Raw genomic sequence first — 17,057 nt, forward strand, 5'->3', positions numbered from 1 at the left:
AATAACAATCTAACGGATCAAATGAGGATACAAGCTATTGCGACAAATTCTTATACTATCCAAAGGAATATGTCTGACAATTGTCAGATACTGTGGATGGGAGCATCCGAGCCGGATATTGAATTGGACAATACTGGAGAGGATGTACCTGAGAGCGGCACTCTATGTTAGGGTATCAACAGAGGATCAAGCAAAGGAAGGGTTTAGCATACCCGCTCAGCTCAAGCGACTGCATTCTTATTGCAAAGCTCGCGGCTGGGAGATTGCTGGTGAATATATTGATAGTGGCTATAGTGGCCGAGACGTCAAACGACCCGCATACCAAAAGATGATGCAGGAAAAGGATAATTGGGACGTCATTGTTGTTCTAAAAATGGATAGAATCCACCGCAACAGCAAGAATTTTGCCACAATGATGGAGGATCTCAGGAGATGGGGGAAAGAGTTTAATTCGATGCAAGAATCCTTTGACACGACGAGTGCCATGGGACGATTTGTCATGGATATCATCCAGCGGATTGCACAGCTGGAAAGCGAACAGATCGGAGAAAGAGTAAAAATAGGGATGACCCAAAAAGCAAGGAAAGGGAAAGGGTATCTTGGCTTTGGAATACCCTACGGGTATGATTATCAGGATGGACGACTGGTCCCAATTGAAACAGAGCAACAAGTAATTAGAAAAATTTTTGAGTGGTATTTGGCTGGATTAAGTCTGAACGATATTTCGGAACGACTAAATGCCATGGGCATTCCTACGAAAAAAGGAAGAAGATGGAAGAAGGGGACGGTTGGGAGAATTCTTTCGAATCCCTTGTATTGCGGATTTATAAAATGGGATAATTTCATTGTCAAGGCACCACACCAAGCAAGTATCTCTGTTGAGCTCTTCAATGCCGCTCAGGAGATGAAACGGATTCGAAGAAGAACTACCGATTTGAAAAATGGTGATAAGATTGTCTACCTTGAAGAGGCGGGGATAGTAATTGACTAGAGTGGCGATTTACATAAGAGTTTCCACAGAAGACCAGGCAAAGGAAGGGTTTTCACTCGATGCTCAAAAAGAAAGGCTAATCGCGTATTGCGAAGCTCAGGGATGGGAAATTGCAGATATTTATTGCGATGACGGACATAGCGGAAGAAACACGCGCAGACCAGCTTATCAGAGAATGATGCAAGAAAAGGACAAATGGGATACGATTCTTGTTTTGAAAATGGACCGAATTCATCGAAACAGCAAGAATTTCATGATTATGATGGAAACTCTTGAGAAATGGGGTAAGAAGTTCGCTAGTATGCAAGAATCCTTTGATACATCAAATGCCGTTGGACGATTTGTTGTCGATATCATCCAGAGAATCGCTCAATTGGAAAGCGAACAGATCGGAGAAAGAACTTATATGGGTATGGTACAGAAAGCGGAGTCCGGCAAAGGTTTGCTCGGTTTTTATCCTCCTTTTGGTTATAGATTTGTCAACGGTCAGTTAACTGTTGTAGATGATGAGGCAGGAATTGTTCTTGATATCTTCCAAAGTTATCTTCGTGGGGAGAAAATGCGCGAAATTGCATGGCGTCTCAATAGGTATGAAATTGCAACGAGACGAGGCGGCCGTTGGACGGTTTGGTCGATCAGTCGGATACTTAGAAATCCCATATATGCCGGTTTCTTAAAATGGGATGGGCGATTGATGAAGGGGTCGCACACTCCTATTGTCCCTGTGAATCTTTTTAACGCCGTTCAGGAGATTATCGACAATCGCAGCTTTGCGAGAAGCAAGCGACAAGTTTGCAAGCTTCCTCAATGATTTTTTGCGCAATATATCATCATTTTGCCTTTTTACCTTCCTTGATCTTGTTTCCTTACATTCTTTATGTTGTCATGAGAAGGGGGGTTGAACAAAAAATCATCATTTTTAGTTGATATTCGGGAGACCGTCGTTGACTAAAATGCACATTTTTGTTCAACATCTATTTCCGACCCTCCTTACGATATACCCTTTGTGCGTTCGTTATCGTTTGAGATCGATACTTAACTCCCGTATAGATCAGGTTGATGATTAACGCCGTTTAAAGCGATAAGATTTTCACATCAATTCCTTTGAGTCGAAAGGAAGGCCTGTGGTTCTTTGCTCATAGTCCCACTCAGGGATGCTAAAATTGACGTAAATATCGGATTGTATGCGACCTAGAAAAAAAATCGAGTAAATAATTTTTTTATAAAACGGAGAGTCGTTGAAACTTCTTGTGTAGAGCTAGTCTGGATGTGCTGCATCTTATTTCTTGCTTCGTTTAATGTGTAGGAATAATGATAATGAATCAATGATTATGTATTATGCAATAATAGTTAAAACAATAACGCAACTGTATTTATAATTATTGAACCGATGTTTTCTTAACGAATTTGGATAGACAATGAGATATCATATCTAGAATAAGTCCAAGAAGAATTATCAGAGGTTTTGAAAGAACGCACAGATCCATTCCTTAATCACAAAAGAGATCTTGATTAGATTTAATTCTATGTGAAGAAGCACCGGATCATCCTATTTTCTTTATGGCCTTGTATTGCACTTGTTCTACAATGGGATCGCTATGTGGTAATTCGGATTGCATAGTATGACTTAATCTAAATTTATTTAATCTGTTACGTTATCAACGAATTTATTTTAGTTTAAAACTTAATCAAACGATAGACGAATTACATTATGATAAAGGGTACTTTTAATTTCCCGATGATGTTTATTAAATACTATTTACCTACTTTTTATTGACTTGTCATGAGTACCAATAAAGAAAGTGCCGATTGGACCGAGATCTACAGGCCAAAAACACTGAATGATATCGTCGGCAACCCGAAGGCAATACAAGAATTGAAAGAATGGGCACTTGCATGGGAGAACGGCCATCCAAAAAAGAAAGCCGCGGTGCTGATCGGTAGCCCAGGGACCGGAAAGACGAGCGCTGCTCTCGCCGTTGCGAATGATTTTGGTTGGGGACTCATTGAAATGAACGCATCAGACCAGCGCAATGCCGAAGCAATTCGAAAAATTGCGCTCAGAGGTGCAATGGCGGATACTTTTACAGATGAGGGGGAATTTCTCTCGTCCAAAGAAGGATGTTTAAAACTTATCGTCCTCGACGAGGCAGACAATATTTTTGGCAAGGAAGACTATGGCGGAATACCTGCGATCGTTGAGCTAATCAAAGTGACCAAACAGCCAGTCATCCTCATTGTCAACGATTTTTACGCGTTAAGTAAAAAAAGCGAAGTCATCAAATCGGGAACGAAACAGATCAAATTTACTCGTCTTCATCCAAATTCAATAAAAGCAGTGCTTAAGAAAATCTCGAAGGATCAGGGATTGAAAATCAGTGAAAGAGCACTTGAGTTAATAGCGGACAATGCAAACGGGGATCTTAGATCCGCGATTAGAGATCTACAGGCGATCACCCTTGGTAGAGCGGAAGTCACAGAAAAGGATGTTACCATCCTAAATGAAAGACAAATCATGAAGTCGATGTACGATCTTTTGATCGAGGTGCTTCATGGTACAAATCCTGATAGAGCAAGATCGATTTTTATGGAAGTAAATGAAGCCCCCGACTACGTATTGCTTTGGATCGATGAAAATATTCCACTCGAATACAAAGATCAGAACGATCTCTATCTTGCATATCATATTTTGGCAAGATCAGACGTTTTTCTGGGAAGGGTCAGAAAAAGGCAGTACTATGGCTTCTGGTCATATGCAATCGATCTAATGAGTTATGGTGTTTGCGCCGCAAAAAAGAAAAAATACAAAGAATTCGCAAAATATCGATTTCCACTTTATTTAATGAAAATGTCTCGATCGAGGGGCTTACGAACGGTAAGAGACAACATATCTGCGAAATTAGGGTCCATGTGTCATTGTTCCATATCAACGGCAAGGGATGAACTATTGCCTTATTTCCAATACATTTTTCAGAACGATAGAGACTTCAAAATAAGAATCGCTATCGAGCTGGGACTCGACGCTGAGGAATTGGCGTTCCTCTTGAACGAGAAAATCGACTCGCATCAGATCAAACATTTATTGGCGGAGATTCAAAAGGTTACTGATTTTGAGAAGAGGCCGATCAGAGAAATTGAAATTGAATCCTCAGGTGTTGCTGACGATCGTTCGATTGAGGATGAGCAATCCACTGAAGATCAGTCGACGCGGCAGCGTAGCCTTTTTGAATATTGAGAACATCAGTTGTTTGAAGGAGATGAGATCGGAACTTCTTGCGATTCTCGAAAAACAACAATACAAAGTATTCCGCGAGCATGCTGCTGTAAAGCTATGCCACTGGGTGAGAGAGAGCTTATTGCGCAACAGGTTTTGTTATAAACAGGAATTTTACGGAATCAAATCTCACCGGTGTCTGCAAATGACACCAGTCGTGAACATGTGTACTCAGAGCTGTCTGTTCTGCTGGCGCGTTCAGGGTTTCGAATCGTTCCCAGCTTCGTGGTGCGATCCAGAAGAAATGCTTGACGCTTTGATCGAACAGCAGAGATTTTTGGTATCAGGATTCAAGGGCGACAAGCGATGCGAAATCAATCGATGGCAGGAAGCACGCGAACCTAAACATATTGCAATTTCCCTTGCTGGTGAGCCCACACTGTATCCTTTCCTCAGCGAATTCATCGAAGTATGTCACAAAAGGGGACTGACGACATTTCTTGTCACAAATGGGACAAAACCCGAAGTTCTCGAGAAACTGGATCCTTTGCCGACGCAGCTATATGTAACGGTCGCAGCACCAAACGAAGAGATCTACAGAAAACTCTGTGTCCCAAAGATTCCTGACGGGTGGGAGCGACTCATGGCGACGCTTAAATTACTTCCGTCATTGAACACACGGACAGTCATTCGCCATACGCTTGTGCAGGACTGGAATCTAGGATGGGAAGAGGAATACGCAAGACTCGATGAAATTGCTGATCCGACATTCATCGAACCAAAAGGATACGTGTTTGTGGGGCAATCGAGAGAAAGGATGAGTCTCACAAACATGCCTTCCCATGCATCGATAAGGGATTTCGGGATGAGACTCGGAAATCTGCTTGGTCTTGAAATTCTCAAAGAGAAGGAAGATAGCAGAGTTGTTTTACTTGGGGAAAAGGAGAGAGAAACAATAATTCCCGGAGTCGAGTGATCATTTCAACCTGACTGTTTCCAGATTCATCGGAGCTCTCGTCTCGACATTGAACTTCTTATATAATGCACTAGCTAGATCAATACATTTGTGTTCTTCGCCATGGCAGATGATGATTCTTTCAGGCTTGGGTTCTAGCGAGGAGATGTAGTTAATCAGCTGTCTTCGATCAGAGTGCCCAGAAAAGCCATCAACCGTTTCAACGGCCATCTTCAGTTGGAGATTGATCGGCTTTCCTCTTTCCGTTAAAGTTAGGTCTGTCCATCCTTTTTGAATCTTCCTTCCCAGGGTACCCTCTGCTTGATAACCTACAAAGACTAATGAACTTCTTGGGTCATCAGCCCATGCCTTGAAATACTCGATGACCGGGCCACCGTTCATCATACCTCCCGTCGCGAGCACAATACAGGGATCTGGATCATGACTGATCTTTTCTCGCATCTCATTGCTATCAACCCGCTTGAAAATGTCTGAAAGAAATGGATTCTGACCCATTTGGAATATCTGCGTACGTAGCTGGCTGTTGAGGTATTCGGGATATGCTGTGTGTATGGCGGTCGCTTCCCATATCATTCCATCGAGATAGACCGGTACAGTTGGCACCTTTGAAGTTCTCATCAGTTCTTCCAATACGAGCATGACTTCCTGAGAACGACCGACAGCGAATACTGGAATGAGAACTTTACCGCCTTTAGACAATGTGCGCTCGACAATCCCTTTCAGCTGATTTGCCGCCTCTGCTCTAGACGGCTGCATATCATGGTGGCCTCCGTATGTCGATTCGATGACCAGCGTTTCGAGTCTAGGAAATTTGTTTACGGTTGCGTTGAACAGCCATGTACGTTCAAACTTCATATCGCCAGTGAAGGCAATGTTGTACAATCCATCACCAATGTGGAAATGTGAAACCGCAGAACCAAGAATATGCCCAGCGTTTTGGAATGTTAATCTTACATCCGGCGCGATATCAGTTGTTTCACCGTATTTTAAAGGAATGCAGTGTGCAACGACATCCCGGATGTGAGAGGAATCATAAGGACTCTTTTTCCCTTCCCCAAACGAGACTTTGATATAGTCGAGTTGCAGAAGCGACATTAAATCCCGTGTTGGTGGGGTGCAATAGACCGGTCCGTCGTAGCCATACTTATAGAGTGCTGGAAGCAAGCCACAGTGATCAAGGTGGGCGTGCGTGATCACTACGCAATCAATTGATTCCAGTGGCTGAATTTCTGGCACGTTAAAGTATGGAGAACCGTTGTTCGGATCGGAGACATCGACACCGCAATCGATGAGAATCTTACTTTCCTTCGTTGAAAGAAGAATGGCACTCCTTCCGACTTCCCTGAATCCTCCTAGCGCCGTAATTCGGATCCATGTATCCCCTTCCAAACGAGTCCTCATCAGCCGTCTTCCAACTTTCTTGAGAAATTCCTTTCGCTGATCGTGGATATGACGAAGGTAATATCGGATTTCAGAGACAGTCTTCGAGGGAATCGGTGGAGCTCTAACAACCTTCGGCGCCCAACCAACTTCTTTCTTTATTTCGTTAAGTAATGCACCATGTTTTCCAATAACGAGACCTGGCGCACCCGCTTCGATGGTGACTTCGCCAGTATCATGCTCAAAATAGATATCAGTAACTTGAGCTTCCGGAGGGATGATCTGTCGAATTCTTTGCTCCACGCTCTCGGGATCGGCCAGCATCGTTGGATCCGGTCTAATGGCAACCCGTCTACGCAACGCTTGAGCGAGTTGTTTCACTATTTCATTATTCGAGGCAAAAGCCTCCATGTCTCTCGTGTAAACAACGACAACTGGCCCCTCAAAGTCGATGGAGGTGATGTTGATCTCTGGAGGAACAATTTTCCTGACCTGCTCTCTTATTTCCTCAAGTATCCTATCCATGCTCATGATCATGTCACACTTCGAATTGCTGGGTTTGAAAGTGAGTAGGCAGACGCTAACGCTACAACAATCAGGCCTCGATGCCCATCCGTTTCATCCGGTTCTTCACTTCCTCGGCGGGCACTTCTTTGTATCCTTCCTTTCCGATCGTCACGATCGTCATACCATCGCCACTAGCCGAGTCACGCTTCATCGCTGCATTGAGTGCTCTGATGACGAGATCAATCGACTCAGTCATCGAAAGGTTTTTTCGATAGTAATCCTCGAGAACGCCATAGGCAAAAGGAGATCCCGATCCAACAGAGACATAATCATCTCTGATCGAACCGCCCGCAGCGTCGATCCCGAATACATGCCCACCAGTCCTATCGACGCCGCCAACAATTAAGCCCACATAATAATAGCCAGCGATACCTCCTCCACTCCTCAGAATGTTTGAAAGAAGCGTCGCAGCGGACTTCACTGATATGGGAACCCCCCTCTTCAGCTTATAGAGTTCAACCTCTGCACGGAGAAATCTTGCTAGTAGCTGAGCATCACCGACAAGACCAGCGACTGTTAAACCCAAATTATCATCAATCTTGAAAACCTTTTGAACTTCTTTGTGAGCGATCATGTTGCCCATTGTCGCTCTGTGTTCAGATGCCAATACGACTCCTTCGGCGTTAACGATTCCAATGGTTGTTGTACCTTTCTTAAGTTGTTCATTTTCCATCGAACTGCACCTTCCAAAATCAATTCTTCAAAAGATGGGGCTTTTCTCGATGTCTCGAATGAAACCGCCCATATATATATTTTATTACTTTTCATAACTCCTTCAGCAAAAAACCGCGATCGCACTGTGATCTATGTTAAACAAAGCTTACTCCTTGGCTTGGATATCTTGGATATAGATATTATTGGTTGTTCACGAATTGACTTTTGCAAGTTCAAACGAATCGAGGTTCCGACGGCGAATCATTCATGCACTAACTCTAAATCTGGAGGGGTTCAATGAATATCGTCCTCTTACGGATTCTCATTCAATTTGATTTCATTTTTTCTTTGATCGGCAAATATTTCTCGTATTAATGATGATAAAAGCATGGCGACAGCAATTCCTGCTAAAATCCCTGTGAATAGCCTCAGCGGGTTCGTCGATTCATAGGATGTGAGGAGCTGCAGCGCACCATCTATCACAAGCGGAATGAACATCAAGACGAAAGTGATAGCATTAATCCTTATTTTCGGAGCCAATAAGGCAATAAGCATCCCGAGCGTGAGACCCGCAAAAATCCCAAAGTCTCTTGCGCAAAAGGGCATTTGATTTCCATTTATGAAATACGATCGATCAGATTTCTGATGGCAGTAGATATCACCAATTGTGTATATGATCCGCGGAAGAGGATTCATCCTTTCAACGATCTCGGCATTATCGATCTGGCCGACAAATCCGCTCAAATCATTCACGGTGTCGCTTGGCACGAGAAACGGCGAGGTAAGGATGACAAGAAACCAAATTGAGAATAGAATAAAAACGGCAGTTTCGATTTTTCTTGCGCTTAGATATCTGAAATTCATTGACCAAAGGGATATCAAGGAATAGGGATATGATGATTGACCCTTACCGGAATTGATCAAAATAGATCTCATTAAATTGAATAATCTATAATTCCTGACGAAAATCCTATTCCCCTGCCCATTCTTGAGCTTCCCGCAGAGTTTAATTGACTTTCTCAGCCTTTTCTTAAGCTTAGTAATCGTTTGCGCTTGAAATTTTGCAGTAATTGCGTGAAAAACGAAAAAATCAAATGAAAGACTAAGCGAGAGGAAACTTGATAAATTAGTATGGTTACTCAGGTTCGATGATTGAACTTCCAGAGGATCTGCAGATTCTAAAAAGATTTCACGGACATCTGGGGCCTTACGTTGTAGTAGGATACAAAATGGGTAAGATCGGTCGGCAGAAGATTAATGGTAAGGTATCTGCTATCGTCCGTACTGGCACCAGAAGACCTCTCTCATGTATTATTGATGGAATCCAATTCTCATCGTCATGCACCCTTGGCAAAGGAAATATTTCGATTGTCGATGACGGAAAAGCATGTGCCACATTTACGGGATCTGGACTGATCATCGATGTCATGCTACGCGACGAGATCAAGAAGCTAATCGATTCTACAATGTCGTCAGACACGGAAGAGAAAATTGCCCTTGATCTTTTCCACAAAGATGATGATGAATTATTTATCGTTAGAGAAATCGAATCAACCACATCTGGGTGAGGAGTGATGTTCCGATAAACACAACCATTGAAAGAGGCATCCTCCTGCCAAATTGAAAGAGAACTTCATTCCAACTTCTATCACCGAGAAGAAAAACCGTAAAGTACGTAATGATAAAAGTCAGCTCGATCAGATAAATTCCAGCGACTAAAATATTTGAATTAAGCACAGGCGTCGCGATCGATCCATAAACATTCACCACAGAGAAAATACTACAGGTCATACCTAAAACGACTGGCGCAAAAAAGATGCATGTGGACCTCATCATGTCGACGACCCCACGCAGTCGCTCCTCAATTTTCAATTCACACGATTTTAGATCGCTGAGGTGCTGTGCAAGATTCACTGCTAGCCGGCCCGCTCCCTGCGTGTCGCGATTTGCACATCTTGCAACGATCTGCATCGCTCCTTTGATCAACGGCGAAATCGATAGTATTACAATTTCCTCCACAACCACATGTTCGATGTTTTTCCTCATCATTCTTGATTTGTGAATAACTCTTTTCGCAAAATCAGCAAATGGCGAGCCGAATCTCGATTCTGTGCATTCTTTCAATGAGATCTCGAAGCTCCCACCAGCAATCATTCTGTTTCCCATCTGGTAGAGGGCCGTGATGAATTCTTTTTCGTTTTCCCTGTTGCGATTTCTTGATAAATGATCGCTTCTTAATTTTAAAGCGAATAGGATCGGCACTGGAATCGATAACATCAATAAGACTACATACGGTTGATCTTCAGCGAGACCCGAAAGGAGGAAGACAAAGGTGGTGGCGACAACGAAAGCTAATACGGATAACTCATATCGTCCGAGTTCAATTCGACTCTTTTGTTGATCGTTCATTGGATTTCTTGAAAGGATTGAATTTGCGAAAAGAAAAGTCATCGCAGGCAAAATGATCAACAACAAAACATAAGCGCTTGTGGGTTCCATTGATGGAGTGATTCCATTGATGCCATCAGAAGACGCCATCGAAAAATAACTTTGGAAAATTAATAGCGGGAAAAAAGATAGAATCATGACTGGCAACAAGACACCGAGCGCGAAAAGAACCAAGGTTGGCACCGTCAGAGAGACAACATATTTCTCAACACCCTCTTTGATTCCGCTGATGACTATGGAATTAGCCTTATCGAGAACGCGACTTATGCCATCTTTTGTTTTTTCGCATGTAGAAGAAATAATCAAATGGAGTGCCTGTCGCAATCCATCGTTCATATTTGAAAGTGATGAAGCAATTTGGAGTAAACCAGAAACCGCGTTTGTCCTCGACCTTGTCACCACTCCCCACAACGCAGAGAAGAGCTTCTCAGAAAGCGGACCCTCTATGTGCTTCGATGTGAAGATGATGGCATGTTCAATGGAGGGGTCGAATTGGATGCTCATCGACATACAGCCGATGACTGCTGGTGAGTCTCGAAACAGCATTCTTTCCTCACGGGTAATGAACCAGTTTGGTACGTTAAGAATTAAGGAAGCGAGAACAACTGGGAAAAGAAACGAAGCAAGTAAGATTGGGATCATTCTCATGCTTCCTATCAGAAAAAATAGCGGTACGGAAATCGACAGGATGAGTGCTGAAGAAACGATGAGTATCGTCCAAGAAGCAGAAATGACGTCATTCTCATCTATCCCACGAAGCTCAAGCCAACGTTTCGATTGATTTAGGACTAAACGTCCAAAATACTTTTTGAGATATCGAGGAGGTTGTACTTTGTGTACACTTTTGATGAATGTTAAGTAAGTATTTTCAAGCGAATTCACCAAGTCCCAACCTCCTCTGAACCCAGCTTTCAAATTCATTTAGAATTAGTTCGTGATCGACCTTCCCCACATCCATCCGTTGCCAAAGAAATTCATTAGTTTTCGCAATCCACTCGGGTTCGAGGCATTCCTTTCGTCCTTTTTGAGCAATTGCGAGAAGGACCTCCCGCATTTTCGCTCTCGTCAAAATGTTCATCCACGCCTCTTCACAATTAAGATTCCATGACTTTGCTATTCTCTCAATAATGCCGGAATCTTTGATGGAATGCAAGTTGAATTTACCAGTGTGATGATCGAATTCAACGAGCGGTCGAAATTCACCAGGGTTGCTATCCTTCTTGAGTTCAGTCAATTCGATGATTTTACGCATCTGCTTCGGAGATCCATGAGGTCTGTACAAACCGAGCGTGATAACGATATCTGTTGCCCCAAACGCTTCCTTTGGAATGCCCATATCATGAACGACACGCTCATAGACAGACCTAGCGGAATCGCCGTGTATCGTTCCGAGCACGGAAGATCCTGCTTTTCCAGTCCGCATACTTTCGTAAAGTGTAATAGCCTCTTTTCCCCGCACCTCTCCCAGAACAATAGCGGATTCACCGAGTCTCAACGAGACCCGGAGCGCTTCGTCTGTTTTTTCTTCCCTCTCAACACCGATTTCGTTTTCGACAAGTATTGACTGAATCTTGTAGCCGAGCTGCTGAAGCTTTCTTATTGGCAATTCTGAGGTATCCTCAATCGCGAGAATCCTCTGAGTTCTTGGAAATTCGAATAGCGTTGCCCCCAACAATGCGGACTTCCCTGCTCCTCGAGGCCCGCAAATCAATATCGTGGCACGGCCATCTATCAGAAAAGAAATGAGAGCAGCGATAAAACAATCAATGGTTTCATTGAACGCCAGTTTCAGCAGCGTCCATGGAAATCGAGAATGTCTTCTCAAGGCTATTGCTGTGCCCATGGGGCTCAACGGGGGACCAATCACAGTCGCACGGGTATCAAAACTTGCGACATCGATCTCCATGACAGGAAAAGCCTCGGAAAAAGGTCTCCTGCTATATTGTCTAAATCTTGAGACGAGCCCCTCAATTTCGGAGTTGGTTGCAACAACATTCGTGGCGCATCTCACGATGCTGTTTGACCCAGAAATCCCATTAAGGGTAACGTAGATCGGATTTTCAGGGGCTGGCGCATCGATGTAAATATCTTCGATGTGATCGTCCGATAACATCGTTTCAAGAATTCCTAGCCCTACTGTATATCTCGCTACTATTCTCGCCAGCCTTTCTTGTAATTGTTCGTTGGCCACACCATATTCACGTCGTACGAGTGCAATTTTATTATTGGTGAGCGATGTGATCAATTGGAGTGAGGTTGATTGAACATATGAACTCAGCTCATCGAAGGAGAGGGAGAATTCTCTTGGCGGATTTTGTCCTAAGTGCTCGATCGTCTTTCGAACAATTCGCGTTAATTCGTTCGAAAGCTCATATTCCCACGGCGCAATATGATAAAGGTATTCGATCCCTTCATTTAAATAGAAAATCTGGACATGTGCATCTTTGATGTCGTATTCTTCAATCTTTTTAGCGTTCCGAGGAATATTCTTGACCAGCCAACATCCAGAATAATGTGGCCTGTGAGTGCTTCTTTCAGCGACGAGTTTATCGAATCCCTTCTTTGCAATACTTCGTTGATCAGTATTCATTGGTTGGCTTGAAATGGGAGTTCTAATTACGACTTTCGCCATCAGTTGTCACCACCATGAAGACTTCTCTAGCAACAATTCGCTCAATCGCTTCAATTTCCGTACTTGCGTATTTGAGCCAAAATCCAAGCTTTTCTGAACAATTCTGGCATTTTTCAGATCGATTGTCAAATTGGTCATTCAAAAGGAGTCTCAGGTCTTTAACAGACAAGCGATCAATAACAAGATCCAGTACGGACCGTGGATTTGAAGGGCATGATGTACAGTGCTTATTAAAGTCAAAATTCGCAAATGCAGAAAAGAATGAACTTTCAATTTTCGAAGCATGTTGAAGAATTTTAATGACCGTTTTATCGTATGAAACGTCTTGATCACCCATTAGAAGAATTTCACTGATGCTTGCTTCAGTCGAAAGAATTTTGAGAACAGACTCGAAACATCTAGGATCTCTCAAATCCTGCTTACCTTGGCATTTGCTGCAATTGATTTCGAGTCTACCTTCAGATTTCGTGTACTGACAGAGAATAGCATCCTCATTCTGTTGGGAGAATTTGTCTCTCATGCGTAGAAATGACTGTCCACCTCGTCTCATACTCCTCGTACACTGATTTAGTTCAATAGTCCATTCATTTATCCACTACAATGAAGCTAATTAACTAAGAATGCGATTCTTTGAGTTGTAAAATAGCGCTTGCGAAACGTTATTGGATCAAGCAATCAGTGTCATTCAACATGTGAAGCCTTCGTGGCAGAGGAAGAGAATTATAAAATAACGACATACGTGAGACCGTGGTCGAGCTCGTAGCACCTGCCGGTTCAAAGGATGCACTTAAGGCAGCAATCCTCGGAGGTGCGGATGCAGTCTATCTCGGCGGAAAGCGATTTGGTGCTAGGAGATTGGCAGAAAACTTCACTCCTGGAGAACTGAAAGCTGCGGTCCGAATTGCCCATGACCATGATGTTAAGGTCTTTGCGACTGTGAATACCCTGGTCAAAGAGAAAGAGCTCTCAGCTGCCCTTTCCCATGTTGACTTTCTCGTGTCTATCGACATTGACGCAATTATCGTCCAAGATAGGGGACTTCTGAAGCTGATTAACGATAATTTTTCGATACCTATCCACGCCTCAACACAGATGGGGATTCATTCGCCTGAATGTGCTGCTTGGGCCGAAGCCAACGGAATTAAGAGAGCGATTTTGGCTAGAGAATTGACATTCTCTGAACTGAAGAAACTGAGGAAAGAAACGGACATCGAGCTTGAGATTTTTGTGCATGGCGCTTTGTGTTATTCGTATTCGGGTCAATGCTTGTTTTCCAGTTTACTTGGTGGGCGGAGCGGTAACAGGGGCATGTGCGCGCAACCCTGCCGAAAATTGTACAAATTTGGCAACAAGGAGAGTTATATGTTAAGTACCGCAGACCTGTGCGCGATCGACAATTTGCCACGTTTGGTGAAAATCGGAATCGATGCTTTCAAAATCGAGGGTAGGATGAGAAGTCCAATTTATGTTTATCTCGCATCAAGAATTTACTCAAACGCAATCGCCCGGGTGAAAAAAGGAGAAGAAGAGATCATTACAGTAAGGGAAAGAGAACTACTTGAAACGGTTTTCAATCGAGGGTTCACCTCTGGGTACCTCGATAAAGAACAAATCATGCAGAGAGAATTCCCTGAGTCGCGGGGTTTACCGCTTGGCACAGGCACGGTAAGAGGAGGCGCCCTCCGAATCAAATCTAAATCGATTCGGAATGGTGACGGCATCACCTTATACAGGGACGGAGAGAAAATCGGTGGTTTCGAGGTAGAGGTGATCAGGAAAAATGATAGTGAACACATCCTAATCCCGCCATTCAGTCTTCAAGATGGGAAGTATTTTGTGTATAAAACAAAAGACTGGGAATTTTTAAAAATTCAGGAAATGATAGATGCGTTCCCGTTCCGAACGACAAAAGCGGAAGAAAGAATTACGAAGCTAGAATTACCTTCCAAAAAGAGACAAAAGTCTGAGTGTGAATTATCGTTTTACATTTCATCCATTAAATCTCTCCAGAAGATACTTCCATATGCAACGAGGATTTATTTTGAATGGAATAAACAATTCGATGAAGCGAAGCGACTTTGCGAAAATCAAGGGATTGAAATCGTTTTGATGATGCCGAGAATTTCAACAAAAGTGCCAGAAACACACGAGGAATCTCTGATGGTGTGCACATTGGGTCAGATCCAGAAGTACTCAGATAGAAAGCTCTATGGTCATTATTCCCTGAATTTCTTTAACAGCCTAACGATTCCAAAATTGTATCAATACACGCTCTCCGTTGAGCTCAATAGGGACGAGATGAAGGAAATTACAGAACATTATAATGGAAGACTTGAGATTCTTGCATTCGGAAAAATCGAACTTATGGTGACGAAAGATCCCACAATTCCTGAGGGAATACTAATCGACGAGCGAGGGAAGAAATTTGAAGTCTACCGGGACAATCACGGTCTTGTGCACATTCTCAATTCGGCTGACCTATTGCTTCTAGATCACCTGGATGAAATTTCAGAAATGGGAATCAACTCGATCGGAATTGATCTGAGAAGGAGAGATGCTGAACTTTGTGAACTTGTCGCCAAAGCGTTCTACGAAAAAAAAGTGGAATTAAAAGGCGAGATCAAAAAGAGATGCAAATCGATCACTCATGGTCATTACTTGAGGGGTGTTTTATAACCCAAGTTCCAGTCGAATCTTTGAGCCCTCAGATACTAGCGAGATCTAATTGTAATGTATAAGGAAAAGAAGAGAGATCTTAATCGCCAAACGGTCGAGAAAAATGGAACGGTCATCAAAGGACTCTCATTTCTATTCGATTAAAAACCAATATAAACGCAGATTAAACAAGGATTCTCAAGCAATTGGAAGTTTTTTCGAAGTCATTCTAACTCTGATGATCGTAACGGTCGGAATCGTCATTCTATCCGGTGTCATTATGTCAGCAAGCCAAGATATTGCTAAATCGGAAAATAATCTAGAAAGGGCATTGGAGAGAATTGTCAAGCAATTCTTTTCAGATGATCGATTCTTCACCCAAAATGGAATGCTGATTATTCCCCCACTTTACAATGTCTCTTCAACGATTTACGATTTCGATGGAGTCAACGGTTGCAGCATTATTCTTATCGATATAACGAATCAAGAGAAAGCTCTGACTCTATTGAAACATGGTGATGTGCCCGAAGAACCCGGCTCGCTGTTCAGTGCCACTTACCCTGTAAACCTTTTATACTCATCTGGAATGGTTGGTGCTGGTCTCATAATAATTGGAGTGTGGTAGCATTAGGCGCAAAGATGAGGCACAAGCATTAATCTTCGACGCCCTGCTTTTTCTTGTGATATGCACGATGATTTCCCTCTCAATATCCAATTTTACATTCAGGATTGAAGAGGAACAATCTGATTACTTACAGAAACACACCGAGAACGCGCACCACGTGTTGCTGAAAACGACCGTCGATCTTTCGGGTTTTGAAGAATCTGAACTTGCCAGGAATAAGTCCCTAAGCATCGCTCATATTTCTGCCTATTTTCTGATGAACGGACTCGAAGAAAATGATTCGAGAATGATCTATTTCAAATCGATTACTCTTTACCTTCTTGATCGGTTGCTACCCGCATGTCTAGGTTATCAATGGAGTGTGAAATGCGGCAACTACTCATTAGTCGTGTCATCAGATTCCATTGATGACATGAAAACAAGCAAGTTTGCATCGTTTATAGAGGTCTCAGCAAACGGAGGATCGAACCTTGTCTCTTTTTACCTCTTTACCTGGATGCGCAAATAAGTAGGTCAAGATAAGCCAGCAATTTGACGAGCTATTTCCCCTTGATCATTCCTCTAGCTGTCTTTGTCGCCTTGGTCAATTCAAGATATTGAAAGATAAAAGCAATGAAAATCGAGATGAAAATCGATGCTACCAATAGCTCCGATGGGATTGCCTTTATAAAATCGAGAAACTTCAAAAAAGCGTGATCCTGCGCGATGAAATCGACTAGAAAAAGAATAGCAACTAGACTGAAAAGATAAGATAGCCAACCGAAAACTGTGGTCTTGACACGAATTACTTTGCAATGCGCACCGCAAATCTCGCATTTTTCCCTTGAGTACCAGTTTTTAGGCCTAAGGATCTTGCAATCAGGGCAGTAACAGAATTTCATGATTGCACAATCATGTCAATCAATGATTTTGTAT

15 protein-coding genes are annotated in these 17,057 nt (G+C 42.9%); 8 read left to right on the top strand and 7 right to left on the bottom strand.

Annotated features, from left to right (window positions below; translation table 11 throughout):
* Nucleotides 1-148: 148 nt before the first annotated feature.
* The 4 genes from H5T41_02115 to H5T41_02130 all read left to right on the top strand — a co-directional run bounded on the left by H5T41_02115 (nucleotide 149) and on the right by H5T41_02130 (nucleotide 5,181).
* Nucleotides 149-991 (top strand): recombinase family protein, encoded by an 843-nt coding sequence (locus H5T41_02115; protein ID MBC7107578.1) that lies wholly within the window; start codon nucleotides 149-151, stop codon nucleotides 989-991.
* Entirely contained in the window at nucleotides 984-1,802 is an 819-nt protein-coding gene (locus H5T41_02120) for a recombinase family protein (protein ID MBC7107579.1), read from the top strand. The genes H5T41_02115 and H5T41_02120 overlap by 8 nt, the downstream gene beginning before the upstream one ends.
* Nucleotides 1,803-2,774: 972 nt before the next feature.
* Nucleotides 2,775-4,226, top strand: a complete 1,452-nt coding sequence (locus H5T41_02125) for a replication factor C large subunit (GenBank protein ID MBC7107580.1) — start codon at nucleotides 2,775-2,777, stop codon at nucleotides 4,224-4,226.
* Between the two features lie 22 nt (nucleotides 4,227-4,248).
* Nucleotides 4,249-5,181, top strand: a complete 933-nt coding sequence (locus H5T41_02130) for a 4-demethylwyosine synthase TYW1 (GenBank protein MBC7107581.1) — start codon at nucleotides 4,249-4,251, stop codon at nucleotides 5,179-5,181.
* Here the strand turns inward: H5T41_02130 and H5T41_02135 are convergent, their stop codons facing one another.
* From H5T41_02135 to H5T41_02145, 3 genes are all read right to left on the bottom strand, one after another.
* The gene (locus H5T41_02135) at nucleotides 5,182-7,092 is read right to left on the bottom strand and encodes a beta-CASP ribonuclease aCPSF1 (protein ID MBC7107582.1); all 1,911 of its coding nucleotides are present in this window, start codon (nucleotides 7,090-7,092) and stop codon (nucleotides 5,182-5,184) included.
* 64 nt (nucleotides 7,093-7,156) lie between these two features.
* Nucleotides 7,157-7,801, bottom strand: coding sequence for an archaeal proteasome endopeptidase complex subunit beta (gene psmB / locus H5T41_02140; protein MBC7107583.1), 645 nt, complete (start codon nucleotides 7,799-7,801; stop codon nucleotides 7,157-7,159).
* A 293-nt stretch (nucleotides 7,802-8,094) separates the two neighbouring features.
* Nucleotides 8,095-8,646 (bottom strand): DUF2085 domain-containing protein, encoded by a 552-nt coding sequence (locus H5T41_02145; GenBank protein MBC7107584.1) that lies wholly within the window; start codon nucleotides 8,644-8,646, stop codon nucleotides 8,095-8,097.
* Nucleotides 8,647-8,930: 284 nt separating this feature from the next.
* Here H5T41_02145 and H5T41_02150 point away from each other — a divergent pair, with 284 nt between their 5' ends.
* Entirely contained in the window at nucleotides 8,931-9,350 is a 420-nt protein-coding gene (locus tag H5T41_02150) for a formylmethanofuran dehydrogenase subunit E family protein (protein ID MBC7107585.1), read from the top strand.
* Here H5T41_02150 and H5T41_02155 read toward each other — a convergent pair.
* From H5T41_02155 to H5T41_02165, 3 genes are read right to left on the bottom strand one after another with little or no spacing between them, the layout of a single operon-like run.
* Nucleotides 9,319-11,112, bottom strand: coding sequence for a hypothetical protein (locus H5T41_02155; GenBank protein MBC7107586.1), 1,794 nt, complete (start codon nucleotides 11,110-11,112; stop codon nucleotides 9,319-9,321). The genes H5T41_02150 and H5T41_02155 overlap by 32 nt on opposite strands.
* The gene (locus H5T41_02160; protein MBC7107587.1) at nucleotides 11,099-12,862 is read right to left on the bottom strand and encodes a type II/IV secretion system ATPase subunit; all 1,764 of its coding nucleotides are present in this window, start codon (nucleotides 12,860-12,862) and stop codon (nucleotides 11,099-11,101) included. The genes H5T41_02155 and H5T41_02160 overlap by 14 nt, the downstream gene beginning before the upstream one ends.
* A complete protein-coding gene (locus tag H5T41_02165) occupies nucleotides 12,843-13,382 on the bottom strand; it encodes a hypothetical protein (GenBank protein MBC7107588.1) in 540 nt (179 codons plus the stop codon). Before H5T41_02165 ends, H5T41_02160 begins: the two co-directional genes overlap by 20 nt.
* A 227-nt stretch (nucleotides 13,383-13,609) precedes the next feature.
* On the opposite strand from H5T41_02165, the gene H5T41_02170 reads away from it, so the two are divergent.
* From H5T41_02170 to H5T41_02180, 3 genes are all read left to right on the top strand, one after another.
* Nucleotides 13,610-15,538, top strand: a complete 1,929-nt coding sequence (locus H5T41_02170) for a U32 family peptidase (GenBank protein MBC7107589.1) — start codon at nucleotides 13,610-13,612, stop codon at nucleotides 15,536-15,538.
* A 217-nt stretch (nucleotides 15,539-15,755) separates the two neighbouring features.
* A complete protein-coding gene (locus H5T41_02175; protein MBC7107590.1) occupies nucleotides 15,756-16,142 on the top strand; it encodes a hypothetical protein in 387 nt (128 codons plus the stop codon).
* Nucleotides 16,143-16,209: 67 nt separating this feature from the next.
* Entirely contained in the window at nucleotides 16,210-16,650 is a 441-nt protein-coding gene (locus H5T41_02180) for a hypothetical protein (protein MBC7107591.1), read from the top strand.
* A 31-nt stretch (nucleotides 16,651-16,681) separates the two neighbouring features.
* On the opposite strand, the gene H5T41_02185 is transcribed toward H5T41_02180, so the two are convergent.
* On the bottom strand, nucleotides 16,682-17,023 hold the full coding sequence (locus tag H5T41_02185) for a hypothetical protein (protein MBC7107592.1): 342 nt from the start codon (nucleotides 17,021-17,023) through the stop codon (nucleotides 16,682-16,684).
* Between the last annotated feature and the right edge of the window lie 34 nt (nucleotides 17,024-17,057).

The organism is Methanomassiliicoccales archaeon, assembly GCA_014361295.1.
Lineage (GTDB): Archaea > Thermoplasmatota > Thermoplasmata > Methanomassiliicoccales > JACIVX01 > JACIVX01.

Coding starts and splice junctions, on each gene's coding strand:
- H5T41_02125 (MBC7107580.1), top strand. CDS start 2,775: ATGAGTACCAATAAAGAAAGTGCCGATTGGACCGAGATCTACAGGCCA.
- H5T41_02130 (MBC7107581.1), top strand. CDS start 4,249: ATGAGATCGGAACTTCTTGCGATTCTCGAAAAACAACAATACAAAGTA.
- H5T41_02135 (MBC7107582.1), bottom strand. CDS start 7,092: ATGAGCATGGATAGGATACTTGAGGAAATAAGAGAGCAGGTCAGGAAA.
- psmB (MBC7107583.1), bottom strand. CDS start 7,801: ATGGAAAATGAACAACTTAAGAAAGGTACAACAACCATTGGAATCGTT.
- H5T41_02145 (MBC7107584.1), bottom strand. CDS start 8,646: ATGAATTTCAGATATCTAAGCGCAAGAAAAATCGAAACTGCCGTTTTT.
- H5T41_02150 (MBC7107585.1), top strand. CDS start 8,931: ATGATTGAACTTCCAGAGGATCTGCAGATTCTAAAAAGATTTCACGGA.
- H5T41_02160 (MBC7107587.1), bottom strand. CDS start 12,862: ATGGCGAAAGTCGTAATTAGAACTCCCATTTCAAGCCAACCAATGAAT.
- H5T41_02165 (MBC7107588.1), bottom strand. CDS start 13,382: ATGAGAGACAAATTCTCCCAACAGAATGAGGATGCTATTCTCTGTCAG.
- H5T41_02175 (MBC7107590.1), top strand. CDS start 15,756: ATGATCGTAACGGTCGGAATCGTCATTCTATCCGGTGTCATTATGTCA.
- H5T41_02180 (MBC7107591.1), top strand. CDS start 16,210: ATGATTTCCCTCTCAATATCCAATTTTACATTCAGGATTGAAGAGGAA.
- H5T41_02185 (MBC7107592.1), bottom strand. CDS start 17,023: ATGAAATTCTGTTACTGCCCTGATTGCAAGATCCTTAGGCCTAAAAAC.